Genomic DNA, 17,670 nt, shown 5'->3' with positions numbered 1-17,670 from the left:
ATACTTAATTCTTAACAAACTCATTTAGTCAGATTTTTATTTTGTATATTTAATCCATCTAGGACTTTCTAAGCTGCCTGAATCTATTTTAGCGAAAAATATTTGATATTTTTTTCAAAAATTTTTCCTCGAAACCTAAAATTCACGATTTTACAGTTTAGGGTTGGATAATTAGTGGTTTTGAACCCCAATTGATCTAAAATTACTGCGATTTTCACCAAACCATTATTTTATTTAACCCAATACCTCATTACGAAAAAATCAATAAAGTTTAATTTCATAAATAATAAGGCATTTAGAGTGGCTATTCATTGTCTTAATTTTAATGAAAGAAAAATTTTCTGTATTTTTTGGAAATTTTGAACCTATTAATTCTATTGAAAAATGCAAAAAGGGTTATATCGATCGGAGTTTGAGCATGACTCCTGCGGTATTGGTGCGGTTGTCGATTTGACTGGTGAGCAAACTCACGAGACAATCAGCGATGCCTTATACATGCTTAGTAACATGGAGCACCGTGGAGGCAGAGGATCCGATCCAAAATCGGGCGATGGAGCAGGTATATTAATACAAGTTCCTCACCAATTCTTAAAAGACATTACTCACAGGTCAGAAATTGACCTTCCAGAAGCTGGATACTATGGGATAGGAATGACTTTCTTCCCAAGAAATAGACAGCTGTTTCATAAATCTAAAGAGCAACTCAACAAAATCATTGAGGAGTTAGATTTTGAACTGATTGGATACCGTCAGGTACCTGTAGATGAAACAGTCCCAGGCTCTAGTGCCATGGAAGTAATGCCTAATATTGAGCAGCTTTTTGTCAAGCATAAAAAGGGTCTTACTGGAATTGATCTTGAGCGAAAACTTTACGTTTTAAGAAACTACGCTACTACAGAAATCAATTCAAAAATTCCAGGGGTAAATAACTCTTTTTACTTCGCCAGTTTAAGTAGTAATACACTTATATATAAGGGGCAGCTAAGAACGGATCAAGTTCTTGCTTTTTATAAGGATTTGCAGAACAGTAAAATCGGGTCTGCTTTTGCGATTGTGCATTCCAGATTCTCTACAAATACCTTCCCTAACTGGAGATTGGCTCAACCTTTCCGATTCTTATCTCATAATGGAGAGATCAATACCATCCGTGGTAACCTCACCAAAATGAAGTCTAAGGAAACTTTGATGAAATCGAAGTTCTACTCTGACGAGGAATTTAAAAAGTTACTTCCTGTTACGAATAATCACCATTCGGATTCTGCAAATCTAGATGCAATGGTAGAGTTACTTACCCTTACAGGAAGATCTCTGCCACATGCCATGATGATGCTCGTTCCCGAAGCCTGGCAGGATAATGAGGTGATGGACCGAGATAGAAAAGCATTTTACAAATTCCACGCTTCATTAATGGAGCCATGGGATGGTCCAGCTGCACTATTATTTACAGATGGAAAATCCGTAGGTGCCACTTTAGATAGAAATGGCCTAAGACCATTAAGATACTTTATCACCAAAGACAAGCGATTGATTTTATCTTCCGAAGCCGGCGCATTGCCGATTCGAGAAGCTACGATTGAGCAGAAAGGCCGCATAAGCCCAGGAAGAATGCTTTGGGCAGATTTAGAAAAGAAGAGAGTTCTTTTTGACGAGGAAATCAAAGGGGAAGTTTGCACCAAACAACCTTACGAAAAGTGGGTTGCTGATCAACGAATTAAACTTCGTTTGATGCCAGACCCTGAAGTTTTAAGCCATCCATATAACACTGAAAACCTTAAGAAATGCCAGACTGTATTTGGCTATACTTCTGAAGAGCTGAGAGTAGTAGTTGGCCCAATGGGTAATACTGGATATGAAGCGATCGGTTCTATGGGAGCAGATACGCCTTTGGCTGTTCTTTCGAAGCAAAGTCAGCATATTTCCAATTACTTCAAGCAATTATTCGCTCAGGTAAGTAATCCACCTATTGACCCGATCCGGGAGCGTTTGGTAATGTCACTATTTACCAGACTTGGAGAAAGTCATAATATTCTGGAAGAAAGCCCAAAACATACCCGACAAATCCATATTTCTCAGCCAGTATTGCTGAATGAGGATTTAGAGAAACTCCAAAACATGGAGCACTTGGGTTATAGAAGCAAAAGAATTTATAGCCACTTCAAGGCAGATCATCAGCCAGGAAGATTAATGGAAGCCTTAGACAAAATCTGTCAAGAAGCTGAGGATGCCATTAGTGAAAATAAGAATATCCTAATCATTTCTGATAGAAATAGTGATGAAGAATGGGCTCCAATTCCATCTCTATTGGCAATTGGTGCAGTTCATCACCATTTAGTGAAAAAGAAAATCAGAACGAAAGCTGGTTTGGTACTTGAGTCTGGAGATATCCGTGAGACGCATCACTTCGCTACAGCAATTGGTTATGGAGTTTCTGCCATCAACCCCTATATGGCGCTTGAGTCATTATTGGAGATGCATGAAAAAGGACAGCTTCCTGATGTGAAGAACAAAAAGAAACTTTTCTCTAACTATCAAACAGCTATTGGAAAAGGTCTTTTGAAAGTTCTTTCTAAAATGGGAATCAGTACACTTCAGTCCTACCAAGGTGCACAAATCTTTGAAGCATTAGGATTAGGCCCTGAGGTCATCGACCGCTGCTTTAAAGGTACGATTTCCAGAATCTCAGGAATTTCATTTGATGAGCTTGCAGAAGAGGTATTGATTCGTCATAGGACAGCATACGGCACAAAAAGCCCTGTTTTGGAAATGGGTGGTGTTTATCAATGGAAAAGAAGAGGAGAAAAACACCTCTTTAATCCAGAAACCATTCACTTACTCCAAAAATCTACAAAATTAAACGATTACGCCCTTTATAAGAAGTTTGCTAATAAAATCAATGAGCAAACCAAAGATGCCTTGACTTTGAGAGGCCTTTTTGAATTTAAGAAGAGAATAACTGTCCCAATCGAAGAAGTGGAGCCAGCCTCCAGCATCATGAGAAGATTTGCTACTGGAGCAATGTCTTTTGGATCAATTTCATTTGAAGCCCACACTACCTTGGCAATCGCCATGAACAGAATCGGTGGAAAAAGTAATTCCGGAGAGGGTGGAGAAGACGAAATACGTTTTGAAAAGAAAGAGAATGGTGACTGGGAAAGATCAGCGATCAAGCAGGTTGCTTCTGGTAGATTTGGTGTAACAAGTAATTATCTAACCAATGCAGAAGAGCTTCAAATCAAAATGGCTCAGGGAGCTAAGCCAGGTGAAGGTGGACAACTTCCAGGTCACAAAGTAGATGATTGGATTGGTAGAGTTAGACATTCCACTCCTGGAGTAGGACTTATTTCACCTCCACCTCACCATGATATCTATTCTATTGAAGATTTGGCACAGCTGATCTACGATTTAAAAAATGCCAATAGAAAAGCCAGAGTCAATGTGAAATTGGTTTCTCAGGCAGGTGTTGGAACAGTAGCTGCCGGTGTTGCAAAAGCAATGGCGGATGTTATTTTGATTTCAGGTGCCGATGGTGGTACAGGAGCATCTCCTTTGAGTTCCATCAGACACGCAGGTCTCCCATGGGAACTTGGTCTATCTGAAGCCCACCAAACACTGGTAAAAAATAATTTAAGAAGCCGAGTAGTGGTTCAAACTGATGGACAGCTTAGAACTGGACGTGATTTGGCAATAGCCACCCTACTTGGAGCTGAGGAATGGGGAATATCTACTGCTGCCTTGGTAGTGGAAGGATGTATTATGATGCGTAAATGCCACTTGAACACTTGTCCAGTGGGTATTGCAACTCAAAACCCAGAGCTTAGAAAGCTATTCACTGGTGATCCAGATCATGTAGTAAACTATTTCAATTTCCTTGTTCAGGATTTGAGAGAGATAATGGCTTCACTTGGATTCAGAACCATTGATGAAATGGTTGGCCAAAGCCACATCCTTCAGTCTACAGGACATTTAAACCATTGGAAGTGGGACAAAGTAGATTTGACTCCAATATTCCATAGAGTGGAAGTTCCAGATCATGTGGGTATCCATAAGCAAATTGATCAGGAGTATGAACTGAAAAAGGTATTGGATCGACAGCTGATTAAAGCAGCGCACCCATCCTTGGAGCAAGCGGTTGGTTCTACAGGAAACTTCCCTATCAAGAATACGGACAGAGCAGTTGGAGCAATGCTGTCCAATGAAATTTCGAAAATTTACGGAAGCCCAGGGCTACCAGATGATACTATAGAATTTAAATTCACTGGCTCAGCAGGGCAAAGCTTTGGAGCATTCCTATCTAAGGGAGTGAACTTTGAACTTGAAGGTGAAGCAAATGACTATTTCGGAAAAGGTCTTTCTGGTGGAAAGCTAATCGTCTATCCAAGCAGAAATGCCCGATTCAAATCTGATGAGAATATCATCATCGGTAATGTCGCATTTTATGGAGCCACATCAGGAGAAGCTTATATCAATGGTAAAGGTGGAGAACGTTTCTGCGTTAGAAACTCAGGTGTTAAAACCGTTATCGAAGGTATTGGAGACCATGGATGTGAATACATGACAGGTGGTTTAGTAGTGAATCTTGGTGAAATCGGAAGAAACTTTGCAGCTGGAATGAGCGGAGGTATCGCCTATATTCTAAAAGAATACATTACAGAGATCAATCCTGAATTGGTAGATATCGATATTCTGGAAGAAGAGGATTTTGCCACCATTAAATCTTACTTGAAGCGACATATCAAACTTACTGAAAGTGAGTTGGGTACGAAATTCCTGGAAGATTGGGATAATTCTAAAGAGAAATTTATTAAAGTAATTCCTAGAGATTACAAGGCTGTTTTGAAAAAGAGAGCTGAACAACAATCAAAATCATTGGTGTAAGATGGGAGCGAAAGAAGGATTTATACAATTTAAAAGAGAAACACCTGTAAGCCGAGACACTAAAGAAAGAATCGGTGATTACAAGGAGATATATAAGCCATTCAGTGGCGAGCAATTAAATCATCAGGCGGCAAGATGCATGGACTGTGGAGTTCCTTTTTGCCATAGTGGATGTCCATTAGGAAATGTCATCCCCGATTTCAATGATGCGGTATACAATGAAGAATGGGAACAAGCCATTAACATTCTTAAAAGCACAAATAACTTCCCTGAATTTACCGGAAGAATTTGTCCTGCACCCTGCGAAGCCAGTTGCGTTTTAGGGATTAATAAAGATCCTGTTGCCATTGAATTAATCGAGAAAAATATTGCTGAAAAGGCATATGAGCTCGATTTGATCAAGCCAAACCCACCAGCTAAAAGAACAGGAAAGCAAGTTGCCGTGATCGGATCTGGACCTGCTGGACTAGCCGCTGCTGATCAGTTAAATCAAGCTGGTCATGAGGTGACAGTCTTTGAAAAGGACCAAAAACCAGGCGGTTTACTTCGTTATGGTATTCCAGATTTTAAACTGGAAAAGTGGGTCATTGACAGACGAGTGGATCTGATGAACAAAGAGGGCGTCATCTTTACCTGCGGTACTGAAGTAGGTTTCAATATCAAAGCAGAAAACATTCTGAAAAACTTTGATGCTGTAGTAATTTCTACCGGTGCTGGACAGCCTAGAGCTTTGAATATCAACGGTTCAGACCTAAAGGGAGTGCATTTTGCAATGGAATTCCTTGGTAACCAAAACAAGGTTAACAATGGAGAAATTCAAGAAAATCCAATTTCTGCCAAAGACAAGCATGTGATCGTTATTGGTGGTGGTGATACAGGAAGTGACTGTATCGGTACCTCAAATAGACACGGAGCAGCTTCTATTACGCAATTGGAATTACTTCCTAAACCACCGATGAAAAGAACTGAAGTCAATCCTTGGCCAGAATGGCCTATGACTCTGAGAACTTCAAGTTCCCACGAAGAAGGCGCAGAAAGAGTCTTTTCCATCCTTACCAAAGAATTTGTCGGTAACGAAAAAGGAGAGGTAACTGGTCTGAAATTAGTAGATATTGAATGGAAGGAAAGTGGTGGTAGAATGATTTTTGAAGAAATAGAAGGAACAGAAAGAGTGGTACCATGTGACCGGGCATTTATTGCCATCGGGTATACTGGTCCAGCCCAAAATGGTCTTTTAGAAGCATTTTCTGTGGATACTATGGAAAATACTCTTCCTAAATCTAAAAATTACCAAAGCACAAATTCTAAGGTATTCTTAGCTGGCGATATGCGTCGAGGTCAATCCCTTGTCGTTTGGGCCATTTCAGAAGGAAGAGAAGCAGCTGTCAAGGTTGACGAATTCTTGATGGGAAGCTCTGCATTACCTCAAAAAGATGAATCCTTCTATGAAGTTGAGGAAGGTATCGAAACCGTAGATTAATTTTTAAAGAATTAATAGCCAAAGGAAGGCCTTTGGAATCAAAAAAGCCGTTCCGACTAAATCGGAACGGCATTTATATTTTTAATTGCCTCCTCTTTTTCTAGGTAAATCACCTCTTTCCCGTACTTCCCCTCCTGGTCTTCTTCCTCTGCGGTCTCTTTGTGATTCTTTCAAAGCAACCCATTCTTTCCTTTGCTCCTCAGTCAATACTTTTGAGATTTTTTCATCCTGAGCTTTCATTTCCTCCCTCAATTCCATCATCTGTTCTCTTCTTGCTTCCATTTCAGCTTTTCTAGCTTCCATGGCTTCTTGCCTTTTTTTGGAATACTCCATATTGATCGCCAATATTTGAGCTTTCTGATCTTCTGACAACTCCAATTTTTCAGCCATCATTTCAGTTTGCTTTTGAGCTCGTTCTTCAGGCGTAGAATTTTCTCTTACTCTCTCTCTTTGAGCAAAGCTGCTCGATACTCCAATCAATATCAGTGCGGTGGCTAAGATTAATTTTTTCATAGTTTTTATGGTTTGTTTGTCTTTTAGACCCGATAAAAACCATTGGGTTTAATCCTTATTTATATTGTTTTGTTAAGGAACCTTAAAACCTATTTTTCTTCAATCAATTCTTTCCTTTCACTGGCTCTTACATATTTTGGTTTAATCAATAGCCTCAAACTAGAATCAAAACTTAAATAGTTCCAGGCCCAATCTATAAAAATAAACAGCTTATTCTTCACCCCTAGAATCGCCATTAAGTGAACAAAAAGCCAGGTTAACCAAGCCATCATTCCCTGAAACTTCATAAAAGGTAAATCCACCACGGCTCTCTTCCTACCCACAGTTGCCATAGAACCCAAATCTTTATAGTGAAAGGCTTTCATTTCTTGACCTTTGGATATATTGATCAAGTTTTTCCCTAGGTTTTCCGCCTGTTGTAAAGCTACTTGCGCTACTTGAGGATGACCTTTTGGGAAATTTTCTTCCGTCTGCAAAGCAACATCGCCTAGTACATAGATACCCTCGAGACCACTCACCTCATTAAATTCATTGACGAAAATCCGCCCATTAGGTGCATAGTGTTCCTTAGATAAGCCCTCAATGTAATTTGGTTTAATCCCTGCAGCCCAAAGTAAAGTTTGGGTACTTATAGATTCTTTACCCTCAATATGAACTTCTTCCCCATCATAATCCTGCACTTTGGTATCCAGCATCACCTCCACTCCCAGTTCCTCTAAATATTGTAATGAATGATCTTGAGACTCTTTGGACATGGCACCTAAAAGCTTTGGACCTGCCTCAATCAAAACCACTTTCATATTGTCAAAATTGAGCTCAGGATAATCCTTTGGCAACACATTATTTCTCAATTCCGCCATAGCTCCTGCAAGCTCCACTCCTGTAGGCCCTCCTCCTACAATTACCACATTCATCAGGGACTTCCTATTTTCTTGGAGTTCTATATTGATCGCCCTTTCATAATTAGAAATGATCTTGTTTCTGACAAACAATGCTTCAGAAACCGTTTTCATGGGAACGGAATAATACTCTATGGATTTATTTCCAAAATAGTTCGTATCAGCACCCATGGCCAAAACCAAAAAGTCATAATCTATATAGCCAATATTGGTATATAAACGATTTTCCTCCGAATCAAAAGATTGCACTTCAGCCATCCTAAAAATAGTATTGGGGCTATTATGGAAAATCTTTCTAAGTGGGAAGGAAATTGCACTTGGTTCCAAACCAGCTGTAGCAACTTGATAAAATAAAGGCTGGAACTGGTGATAGTTATGCTTATCCAGTAAAATCACTTGATAAGGCGCAGATTTTAATTTCCTAGCAAGCTTTAAACCGGCAAATCCACCTCCTACAATAACTACGGTTGGCAACGGTGAATTTGGAATGTTGGGTATGGGGAGTTCTTCAGGTACTACCATGATATTACGGTTTCTTTAACCTAACGAAATTGACCCAAGTAAGGACAATATTAAGAGCTCAAATTTCAATATCTTTTTTGGACTTCAGCTTTTCTGCCGAAGAAGAAAAGATTTGCTATTTTTACTACCCAAATCACGATTAATATGGGAAGAGCATTTGAATTCAGAAAAGAAAGAAAATTCAAGAGATGGGACAAAATGTCCAAAGTATTTACTCGGCTAGGCAAAGAAATAGTCATGGCGGTAAAGTCTGGAGGCCCTGATCCTACAGCCAATCCGAGGTTAAGAACTGTAATTCAAAATGCCAAAGGTGCCCAAATGCCAAAAGATAGGATTGAGGCAGCAATCAAGAGAGCATCTAATAAGGACGAAAAAGATTATGAAGAGCTCGTTTATGAAGGCTATGGCCCTTTTGGAATTGCAGTCATTGTAGAAACCTCCACAGATAACATCAATAGAACAGTAGCAAATATCCGTTCTTACTTCACCAAAGCAGGTGGATCTTTAGGCACTTCTGGTTCTGTGAGCTTTATGTTTGATCATAAAGCCGTATTCCGTTTTGATAAAGGGGAATTAGACATGGAGGAACTTGAATTTGAACTGATCGATTTTGGCCTTTCAGAAATTGATGAAAATGAAGGCGAACTTTTCGTTTATACTGAATTTGCAGATTTTGGCTCCATGCAAAAAGCCCTGGAAGAAAAAGGGATTGAAGTCATCAGCGCCGATTTCCAAAGATTCCCTACCACACTTACTGAATTGACAGAAGAGCAGGAAGAGATCATTCACAAGATGATTGATAAGATGGAGGAAGATGATGATGTCAACAACGTATACACTAACATGGCCTAGGCATCTGCCTAGGTTTTTTTATATCTATGAATTTTCCAAAAAGAGTCAACTTTCAGGATACTGAAAGACAGTTAATTATTGTAGGAAGTAAAAACCCAGTCAAAATCTCCTGTACAGAGGACGCCTTTTCAGAGGCATTTTCAAGACCATTTCTGGTCAATGGAGTCAACACCTCTTCTGGAGTTCCTGATCAACCTAAGGGAGATAAAGAAACCCTTCTAGGAGCCAAAAACAGGGCTGAAAATTCCAGAAAAACCTTTCCAGAAGCAGATTATTGGGTAGGAATAGAAGGTGGGGTCGATGAAGATGAGCATGGGATGTTTGCTTTCGCTTGGATTTATATTGAGGACAAAGACAAAAAGACAAGTCAAGCTAAAACAGGAGTATTTTATCTTCCAGAAAAAGTGCGAAGTTTAGTTAATAAAGGAGTTGAATTGGGGAAGGCAGATGATGAAGTCTTTGATCAGGACAACTCAAAACAACAGGGAGGTTCAGTTGGAATTTTAACCCACGGAGTCCTGGATAGAAAAGCCTATTATTCGCAGGCAATTATCTTAGCCTTAATTCCATATTTAAACAAAAATTTATTCTAAGTTAAATCAAGAGTTTAAATGAATTAAGAAAGCTAGTAGCCTTTCATAATTACTTATGAAAACTTGGAAACTTCGATAAAAAATGCTTCTTTAGTAAAATTAAATGTGGTTACATTAGTTCGCATTCAAATAAAAAGAAGAAGTTGTTACAATCACCCTTAATTTGTCTCAACTAAAGACCTCCCTCAGGGAGGTCTATTCTTTTAAATGCTTTAGGAAATTTCTTAAAGCCACTCTCCAATCGGGGTCAGCATCCCATACAGGACCTAAATACAATTCATCCCTTACCAAAAGTTTGATATAATATTTCACTACAATCCTATTTGCAGAATTGGGGTCGCTCACTTCTAAGCCCATACTTTTCATCATATCCGCTTCTCTTCCTTCTACTTTTACCAATAAAAACTGAACCCTTTCCTCTAACAATTCTTCCGTTGTTTTCGCCTCCGTTAGCCAGACTGTTTCATGCGGATACTCAGCATCCAGAATTTGTTCGATTCCTGTTTTCTGAGCCTCTTGCTCGGCTAAAATTGTGGACTGAGACTTACCATACATATCATACCTAAAATAGCTCAACAAGCCTGTTTCCGCAGAGGAACCTTCAATAGGAATTCCCAATTTGAACATTTCCAGGTTTAGAGGATTTCGATTCAAAAATTTTAAATCAGAAGTACTTTCTTCAGCACTCATTTTAGGAAACTCTGGAACATCCAGAACCAATAAATTTCTAGATTTTGTGGATTTACCAATTTCTGCGAATTGTTTTGCTGCAGTAGTATAGTCTGCTGCACTAGTCCCATATAAAGAGGTGGTAGGAATCATCTGACCATCACCTGTAAAAGGGGCCACATGAATAGAAGTTGTTGATTTTTGCCTTGTGACAAAAATGATATTTTTCACCAGCCTACCAGCAAACTTATTCGCATAATCTGCCTGAACTGCCTCTGAAATTGCTACTTGCTCCAATTCAAAATAGGCTATTGGATCTCCCCCTGCTTCTACCAATCCATTATGAACACTATCCGCAAGCGCCTGCCAAGTCATGACAGGTTTTGCACCGGGATCATTTGAAACCATTACCACTGACTTGCCATTAAAAAAAGTTTCCGGAATAACACCTTGCCCCCTCAAATCGAAGAAAAGTATGACAAGTAAAGCAACCGTTAAAATATATTTCATGTGAATGAATGGATGAAGTCCTATAGCTTAGTATTTTTACGAATATACATAACGCTAACTATTTGTTTTGATGAAATCAAAATTCAAAATCTTTCTAATTTTATCCTTAATTTTTTCTTTTTCTACGTCAATAGCTCAAGAAGTAGATAAAAAGTCATTGCTTGACAATTTAGAATTCCTTTCCTCAGATTCCTTCAAGGGTAGAAAAACCGGCACCGAAGAAAACCTGCGAGCGAGAAAATTTCTAGTGGAGGAATTTAAAAATATTGGTTTAGAAACCCATTATAAAAATTACGAACAATTATTTTCCTTCGAAAGTAGAAGACAACAGAAGAAAATTGAAGGAGCAAATGTGGAAGGTTTTGTGGCTGGAAGTGAATCTAGAAAAATCATTGTAATCACTGCTCATTTTGATCACGTAGGTATCGGAACTGCCATAGCCGGTGATTCAATTTATAACGGAGCAGATGACAATGCTTCAGGAACAGCTGCCCTGCTGGCCTTGGCAAAGTACTTTAAGGAAAATAGGCCAAAACACAGTATGATATTTGTTTCTCTAGATGGAGAGGAAATGGGTCTTCAAGGAGCTAGGGCTTTGGTAAATGACTTCCCTTTTCCTTTAGAAAACATTGTTCTCAACATTAATATGGACATGATTTCCCGAAATGATAAAAGGGAATTATATGCATCAGGAACTTACCATAATCCTGATTTGAAGCCAATCTTGGAAGCGGCCTCTAAAGGACAAAGCCCAAAGCTTGTTTTTGGTCATGACCTTCCTGGTACTGGAAGTGATGATTGGAGCAAGTCCTCAGATCATGGTGCTTTCCTTGAAAAAGAGATCCCACATATCTATTTTGGTGTGGAAGACCATCCGGATTATCATAGACCCAGCGACGAATTTAAAAACATACAACCCGACTTTTATTTTGATGCGGTCAACCTTATTTTGAAATGTGCGATAGCATTGGATCAGAAATTATAGAAAGAATGGCTTTATTCTTTCGAATTGCCTAAAAGGATGACTAATTTGTGCAGAAATTGAAGGACTATCCCATTGAATTTTGCCTAAATCAGATTTCATTACAAAACTTTTAATCTGGCGGCTCAGGCATCTGAGTAATCAGTCCTTTATTATCATCCTGAGTGTGATTATCGGGGTGCTTTCTGGATTAGCTGCGGTTCTCTTAAAAGGCGCAGTGCATGCGATTCAGAATTTTCTAACTGAAGATTTTTACAACGAATACGCAAACTTCCTGTATATCCTTTATCCTATGATAGGGATTACAGCTGCCTACTTGGTGGGGAAGTTTATTTTTAAGGACGTTGGGGGTCATGGAATTCCCGATGTGTTGTTCATTATCTCCAAAAAGCAAAGCCTCATTCCTAGGGTGAAAATGTATAGCCGTTTATTTACCTCGGCATTGACAGTAGGCTTTGGGGGTTCTGTAGGACTTGAAGCTCCCATGGTAGTTACAGGATCAGCTATTGGGTCCAACACCGGCCTGCTCATGCACTTAAATGGCAAAAAAAGAGCTCTGTTGATTGGTTGTGGAGCCGCAGCCTCAATTTCCGCCATATTCGGTGCTCCTATTGGAGCGGTAATTTTTGCGATTGAAGTTGTCCTTTTGGAAGTCAGTATTGCCAGTTTCATTCCCTTGCTTATAGCTTCAGTGACGGGTTCCTTAACTTCTATGATTTTAATAGGCAAGGAATCCATATTCAACTTTCGGTTTGAAGAAACTTTTTTGGCAGCTCACATGCCCTATTATTTGGGATTGGGGATCATTTGTGGTCTGGTATCCTTGTACTTCAATAGAGCGGTAAGAAAAACCGAATTAGTATTAGAAGGCCTAGAAAGTCAAACGATTCGGATGCTATATGGTGGAGCTTTATTAGGATTTATGGTATTCTTTTTCCCTCCAATTTATGGAGAAGGTTACAATACCTTAAATCAGCTGATTGATGGGAAATCTGCAGAAATCCTGAATCGCAGCCCTTTCTTCTCCGTGATAGAAAATCCATACATGATTATCATCTTTTTGATTTTGATCATCTTGGTGAAACCTATAGCCTCTGCTTTGACAATCGGCGGCGGAGGTAGTGGCGGTATATTTGCACCTTCACTTTATGTTGGGGGAATCGTAGGGTTCGTTTTCGCTTATTCAAAAAATCTTCTCGGATTCCATATTCCTCTCCCACTGGCTTCATTTACATTGGTCGCTATGTGTGGAGTCATGAGCGGAGTTCAACACTCTCCCTTATCAGCCATATTCCTTATAGCAGAGATTACTGGTGGCTATGAGTTATTCGTTCCCTTGATGTTTGTATCTGCAATTTCTTACATCACCACCACCTACTATCAGAAGGACAGTTTATATAAGATGCAGTTAAAAGATAAAGGCAAGTTTTTGCCAGAGTCAAAAGATCAGGAACTATTAGAGCTCATCGATATTACACATGTCATTGAACGGGACTTACTTCCGATTCATCCAGATGCGAAATTGAGGGATTTGATCAAATTGGTAAAAATCTCAAAGAGAAACATTTTCCCTGTAGTAGATGATAAAAAGGCTCTCCGAGGCATCATTACATTGGATGATATCCGAGATATCATGTTTGACCCTTCGAAACAGGAAACCATTTTTGTTAGGGACCTGATGCACAGTCCTCCAGAAATCCTATTTGCAACCGAAAATATGCAAAAAGCAATGGATAAATTCGAAAGTTCAGGTGCCTGGAACCTCCCAGTGATTGAAAATGAAATCTATTTGGGCTTTGTTTCGAAGTCTAGGATATTCAATGCTTATAGAAAAAGACTGATTAGACAAAAGCAAGATTAAACCGATTTAGAATAAAATTTGGACTTCAGATTTATCCACCTTTTTCAATTTTACATTTTACTATTTTTTAAAAGTTAGCCTGTTTTATCCACAAAATCGACTTTTAATTTTTAGTGCTAAAACACTGATTTAAAGTTACTTATATATGCCTTGTGGAAAAGTGTGGATAAATTAATGAAAATGTGGATAAAATTATCTTGCAATTTACAATCCTCAAATGGAGCCAATAGAGGCACTTTTTATTAATGAAAAAGCAAAAAAATAAAGAAAAGTCACTTTGACAATTTATCCTTGTTGACTCATGGATTAGAATAAAATTCTGTTCCAAAAAAAAATCAATATGGCGTAGATCCCTTTACCAATTCAAGTTGGAATTGAATATCTATTTTCAAGCCTAAACTTACTTGATAAATTACAATTTTAACTAGCTAAATACAATCTAGTCAAGATCAGTCCCCAAATCCAATAGGGGCTAGATTTCCCATTTGCTTCATGATCCACACTTGCCTTCCCAGTATATAGGGTGTAGGCTTCTTTGGATTCCATCGAATCGGGTTTGGTAATACTGCAGCTATCATCGCTGCTTCATTTCTATTTAGATCAATCGCTGATTTACCGTAATAATTCTGCGCAGCGGCTTCAATCCCATAAATCCCCGGACCCATTTCAATTACATTTAGGTAAACTTCCATGATCCGTTCTTTTGGCCAGATAAGTTCAACCAAAACCGTAAAATAAGCCTCTAAACCTTTACGAAGGTAATTCCTTCCCGGCCATAGAAACACATTCTTAACGGTCTGCTGCGTAATGGTGCTAGCTCCCTTCACGAGCTTACCCTTTTTATTATTTTCCCAGGCTTTTTGCATGGCTTCAAAATCAAAACCATGATGATCCAGGAACTTCTGATCTTCCGAAGCATAAACAGCTTGAGCGGCGTATTTCGAAATTTCGGAAATGGGAACCCAGTCCTTTTCCAATTTCACTTTTTTCTCTGAATCAAAAGTTTGTTCGAATAGTCGGATCACCATCAAAGGTGTTACAGGAACAGGTACGAATCTATACAAGACAGTCAATCCAATAGAAATAATCAAAAACCAAATGACCAGTTTCCAGAAAAACTTCCAAACACGTCTAATAATCCCCATTTTTATATAGTTGCGCTAGCCTGAACAAAACGATAATAAAACACTGCATTCTCGTCAGCTGCAATTCTAATTAAATCTTTCTCCATCGCTGACACCTCCTCAGGCAAAATCCATTCCGATGCAAGCATGGCTGCGGCACCGCTTTTCATCAATTCTATCCAATAGGTAGTGAATTTCTGCAATAATTCAGGTTCATGCTTACTTAAGTGAAAACCTCCAGGGTAAAGCTCAATATCGCGAAAACCATTTTCCTTTAATAAACCACCAAGCTTAGCGCCAACATCCGGATCCCCTCCAAGCGATCGCTGGTATGCATTGTAGTTATCATAGTAATTCCTCAATCCTGGTAACTCAGGCTGGAAATAAAATGTACTATTAAACACCTCGGTAATCCATACAACTGAGCCCGGGAGAAGCTGATTTTTTAAGCTACCTAAAACCGATTTAGGGTCAGGAATATGCTCCAAAACCCAACATAAAAATGCTCCGTCAAATTTTTCGTCAAGGTCCAATTTTTGGGCATCTTGATGTACAAAAGTTAATCGATCTGCTTCTTCAAGTAAGTTAGCCTTGGCTTTTTCCAATTGCTTGGACTCAGCATCCACACAGGTGATTTTTAAATCCGGAAATAGGCTTATTAAAACCTTGGTCTGCGCGCCTACACCCGAACCTATCTCTAAAACATGTTTACATCCTTCAAAGTCAATCCTCGGATAAATCAAAGACCCTAAAATCCCCGCTTGCTCTACTAGCCTTTCTTGTTCTTCTGGAAAGTACCCATGTAAGTATGATGTCATCTGGTAAATTTTTCACCAAATTATCAGAAAAAAAGGGCAATTACCTGATCATGGTGCTACGATTTTTTTAAGGATCACCGGTTCCTGAAGCTTAGAGGCTATGGATTCCATTAAATATTTTAAATCAGGGTATTGTTCCGCTCCGATTAATGGATTTCGAATGGCCAATTTGGAAGAAACTGTCAAAATACCGTTCATAAAGTTGGTGCTATAGGAGAAAACTATCGGACTCCCTTCAATCGTCAAAACTGCATCCTGTGGAAAATCATCCAACTCGTATCCCTCCGGAATTTTAATGTTTACACTGCTCATCTCACTGAACTTATGCTCAAAATCCACGGGGAAGATTCGATATTCCTGCGTAAATGGATTTTTTGAAAAGGATGAATATTTAATAGGATTAAACATAATCATATCCTCTTCTGCAGCGGATTCCATTACAATTTTGAATGATGTCGTGACAAAGTCTTTTTCCTGAAGGGTATTTTCAAAACTAATATCTTGGATATTCATATTATTGGCACTTTCTGCAAACAACTTATCCAAAGGATCCTTTTGCTTCTCCAAGTAATCGACAGTTTTTTGCCAATTAAGCCCTTCATGCTGATAATGGCGAATACTATTATTCATCACCAAGTCGGATCCTTCAAAATCAACTTGACTAAAATACACCACATTGCCACTGCCTTCAAATTCCAGAGGTACAATCGCGCTGGTACCTTGCACTAGATAAAGGCCAGCTTTCACCTGCTTATCCAAATCAACATACCCGAAAGGAGCATCTTTATCAGATAAATCAATGAATTTTACTTCTCCATCAAGTTCAGTCCTTAGCAATATTTCATCAAATTGATTTAAAAAAGGAAAAGGAACAATGTCTGTTCTACCATTTCCTTTACTGCCTATCAAAACAGGATCACAGGTGATTCCTTGCGACTTTAATATTCCCATTAATAGTAAGCTCAACTCTTGAGGGCTACCAGTCCTGGTTTTTAGCAATTGATTAATCTGTTGATCTGCATAGATGAAATCTACACCTTCAGCCGTAAAATTATCTCGGACGTAATAATATGCTTTGCTTGCCATTTCAAGCTGAGTTTCTCCACTGATATCTGCATCTAGCAATTCCTTTTCAATGGGATTACTTCTGTAATAGCCTTTTTGACGATAAGAAGAAATTAACTCATCACCTAACTTTTCCCATGTATTCAATACATTCTTCCACAGCTCACCTACATGCGTAGACTCTTTGTACCTAAATAGCTGGAATTCTATTCTCTCTATATAATCACGGTAATTCTTCATATAGGGCTCCTCTTTCAAGGAATATAAATTCCTCAATGTCCATTTATAAATACCATAGTCCTCAGATTTTTCAGCTCTAGTGGATAAATTATATCCCTGACTTATGGTTTGATAATCAAGGTTCGGATTCATCTTAATCTGATAATGTGAACCAAGGGTTGGGATAGAATTCTGGAAAGTCCAGCCATCCAAAAAAGTCAGATTCTTGTCAGCTTTTTTATAGGAATACTCTAAAATTGAGCCTACTTGAACATTTGGAAAAGTAATTCTTGTCTCTCGATACCCTTCTCCTAAATCCACATCAAAAATATTCTCCTTTTTCAATTTGGTAGTTTCTACCTCATCCCCATTGAAATTGGATATCTGTGCTTTTACACTACTTATATACTCAACTTTACTATCTCCGATATAATATCGAATTCGAATATCCCCATGCTCTTTACCTGCTTCAGAAAGGATTTTCACACGGAAAAGGTAGTTAGTTACTAATAATCCAGAGGAAAACTGGGATTCTCCTTCTTCCCATAAAACTACTGCAGCGGCATCCGGCTCATAGGACACCTCTTTTAAATTTATTTCCTCATCGGAAAACTCCCCCATTTTCACGTTTTGAGCCCAGGTAAGGGAAAAAGTAAATAAGAGGATGATGGTAAATAGTATTCTCATA

General features: G+C 38.8%; 12 protein-coding genes. 6 read left to right on the top strand and 6 right to left on the bottom strand.

Annotation, left to right across the window (positions count from 1 at the left end):
• Positions 1-384 precede the first annotated feature (384 nt).
• The gene (gene gltB, locus ALPR1_RS01725) at positions 385-4,875 is read left to right on the top strand and encodes a glutamate synthase large subunit (RefSeq protein WP_008197983.1); all 4,491 of its coding nucleotides are present in this window, start codon (positions 385-387) and stop codon (positions 4,873-4,875) included.
• A 1-nt stretch (position 4,876) separates the two neighbouring features.
• Positions 4,877-6,355, top strand: a complete 1,479-nt coding sequence (locus ALPR1_RS01720; protein WP_008197982.1) for a glutamate synthase subunit beta — start codon at positions 4,877-4,879, stop codon at positions 6,353-6,355.
• 81 nt (positions 6,356-6,436) lie between these two features.
• On the opposite strand, the gene ALPR1_RS01715 is transcribed toward ALPR1_RS01720, so the two are convergent.
• The gene (locus ALPR1_RS01715) at positions 6,437-6,868 is read right to left on the bottom strand and encodes a DUF4890 domain-containing protein (protein ID WP_008197981.1); all 432 of its coding nucleotides are present in this window, start codon (positions 6,866-6,868) and stop codon (positions 6,437-6,439) included.
• An 89-nt stretch (positions 6,869-6,957) separates the two neighbouring features.
• Positions 6,958-8,289: an NAD(P)/FAD-dependent oxidoreductase gene (locus ALPR1_RS01710; protein WP_008197980.1), complete on the bottom strand. Its 1,332-nt coding sequence runs from the start codon at positions 8,287-8,289 to the stop codon at positions 6,958-6,960.
• A 144-nt stretch (positions 8,290-8,433) separates the two neighbouring features.
• Here ALPR1_RS01710 and ALPR1_RS01705 point away from each other — a divergent pair, with 144 nt between their 5' ends.
• Positions 8,434-9,141: a YebC/PmpR family DNA-binding transcriptional regulator gene (locus ALPR1_RS01705; protein ID WP_008197979.1), complete on the top strand. Its 708-nt coding sequence runs from the start codon at positions 8,434-8,436 to the stop codon at positions 9,139-9,141.
• Between the two features lie 26 nt (positions 9,142-9,167).
• Positions 9,168-9,734, top strand: a complete 567-nt coding sequence (gene yjjX / locus ALPR1_RS01700) for an inosine/xanthosine triphosphatase (protein WP_008197977.1) — start codon at positions 9,168-9,170, stop codon at positions 9,732-9,734.
• Between the two features lie 195 nt (positions 9,735-9,929).
• Here the strand turns inward: yjjX and ALPR1_RS01695 are convergent, their stop codons facing one another.
• Positions 9,930-10,913: a hypothetical protein gene (locus ALPR1_RS01695; RefSeq protein ID WP_008197975.1), complete on the bottom strand. Its 984-nt coding sequence runs from the start codon at positions 10,911-10,913 to the stop codon at positions 9,930-9,932.
• A gap of 70 nt (positions 10,914-10,983) precedes the next feature.
• On the opposite strand from ALPR1_RS01695, the gene ALPR1_RS01690 reads away from it, so the two are divergent.
• Both ALPR1_RS01690 and ALPR1_RS01685 read left to right on the top strand, forming a co-directional pair.
• Positions 10,984-11,898, top strand: a complete 915-nt coding sequence (locus ALPR1_RS01690; protein ID WP_008197974.1) for a M28 family peptidase — start codon at positions 10,984-10,986, stop codon at positions 11,896-11,898.
• A gap of 79 nt (positions 11,899-11,977) precedes the next feature.
• Positions 11,978-13,756 carry a chloride channel protein gene (locus tag ALPR1_RS01685; protein WP_040302457.1) on the top strand — a complete coding sequence of 593 codons (1,779 nt, stop codon included), beginning with the start codon at positions 11,978-11,980 and terminating at the stop codon, positions 13,754-13,756.
• Between the two features lie 449 nt (positions 13,757-14,205).
• Here ALPR1_RS01685 and mtgA read toward each other — a convergent pair whose 3' ends face one another.
• Genes mtgA through ALPR1_RS01670 form a run of 3 tightly spaced genes read right to left on the bottom strand, consistent with a single transcriptional unit; the run spans position 14,206 to position 17,669 of the window.
• On the bottom strand, positions 14,206-14,901 hold the full coding sequence (mtgA, locus tag ALPR1_RS01680) for a monofunctional biosynthetic peptidoglycan transglycosylase (protein ID WP_008197972.1): 696 nt from the start codon (positions 14,899-14,901) through the stop codon (positions 14,206-14,208).
• Between the two features lie 2 nt (positions 14,902-14,903).
• Entirely contained in the window at positions 14,904-15,698 is a 795-nt protein-coding gene (locus tag ALPR1_RS01675) for a class I SAM-dependent methyltransferase (RefSeq protein WP_008197971.1), read from the bottom strand.
• Between the two features lie 48 nt (positions 15,699-15,746).
• On the bottom strand, positions 15,747-17,669 hold the full coding sequence (locus ALPR1_RS01670) for a DUF3857 domain-containing protein (RefSeq protein ID WP_008197970.1): 1,923 nt from the start codon (positions 17,667-17,669) through the stop codon (positions 15,747-15,749).
• Position 17,670: the final 1 nt, after the last annotated feature.

Origin of the sequence: Algoriphagus machipongonensis, assembly GCF_000166275.1 — a bacterium.
Classification (GTDB): domain Bacteria; phylum Bacteroidota; class Bacteroidia; order Cytophagales; family Cyclobacteriaceae; genus Algoriphagus; species Algoriphagus machipongonensis.
The sequence above is the reverse complement of the archived record's forward strand: the minus strand, read 5'-3'. Positions and strand labels throughout refer to the sequence as shown.

What these genes read in the sequence shown, in the direction of transcription:
- gltB (WP_008197983.1), top strand. Translation starts at nt 385, where the DNA reads ATGCAAAAAGGGTTATATCGATCGGAGTTTGAGCATGACTCCTGCGGT.
- ALPR1_RS01720 (WP_008197982.1), top strand. Translation starts at nt 4,877, where the DNA reads ATGGGAGCGAAAGAAGGATTTATACAATTTAAAAGAGAAACACCTGTA.
- ALPR1_RS01715 (WP_008197981.1), bottom strand. Translation starts at nt 6,868, where the DNA reads ATGAAAAAATTAATCTTAGCCACCGCACTGATATTGATTGGAGTATCG.
- ALPR1_RS01710 (WP_008197980.1), bottom strand. Translation starts at nt 8,289, where the DNA reads ATGGTAGTACCTGAAGAACTCCCCATACCCAACATTCCAAATTCACCG.
- ALPR1_RS01705 (WP_008197979.1), top strand. Translation starts at nt 8,434, where the DNA reads ATGGGAAGAGCATTTGAATTCAGAAAAGAAAGAAAATTCAAGAGATGG.
- yjjX (WP_008197977.1), top strand. Translation starts at nt 9,168, where the DNA reads ATGAATTTTCCAAAAAGAGTCAACTTTCAGGATACTGAAAGACAGTTA.
- ALPR1_RS01695 (WP_008197975.1), bottom strand. Translation starts at nt 10,913, where the DNA reads ATGAAATATATTTTAACGGTTGCTTTACTTGTCATACTTTTCTTCGAT.
- ALPR1_RS01690 (WP_008197974.1), top strand. Translation starts at nt 10,984, where the DNA reads ATGAAATCAAAATTCAAAATCTTTCTAATTTTATCCTTAATTTTTTCT.
- mtgA (WP_008197972.1), bottom strand. Translation starts at nt 14,901, where the DNA reads ATGGGGATTATTAGACGTGTTTGGAAGTTTTTCTGGAAACTGGTCATT.
- ALPR1_RS01675 (WP_008197971.1), bottom strand. Translation starts at nt 15,698, where the DNA reads ATGACATCATACTTACATGGGTACTTTCCAGAAGAACAAGAAAGGCTA.
- ALPR1_RS01670 (WP_008197970.1), bottom strand. Translation starts at nt 17,669, where the DNA reads ATGAGAATACTATTTACCATCATCCTCTTATTTACTTTTTCCCTTACC.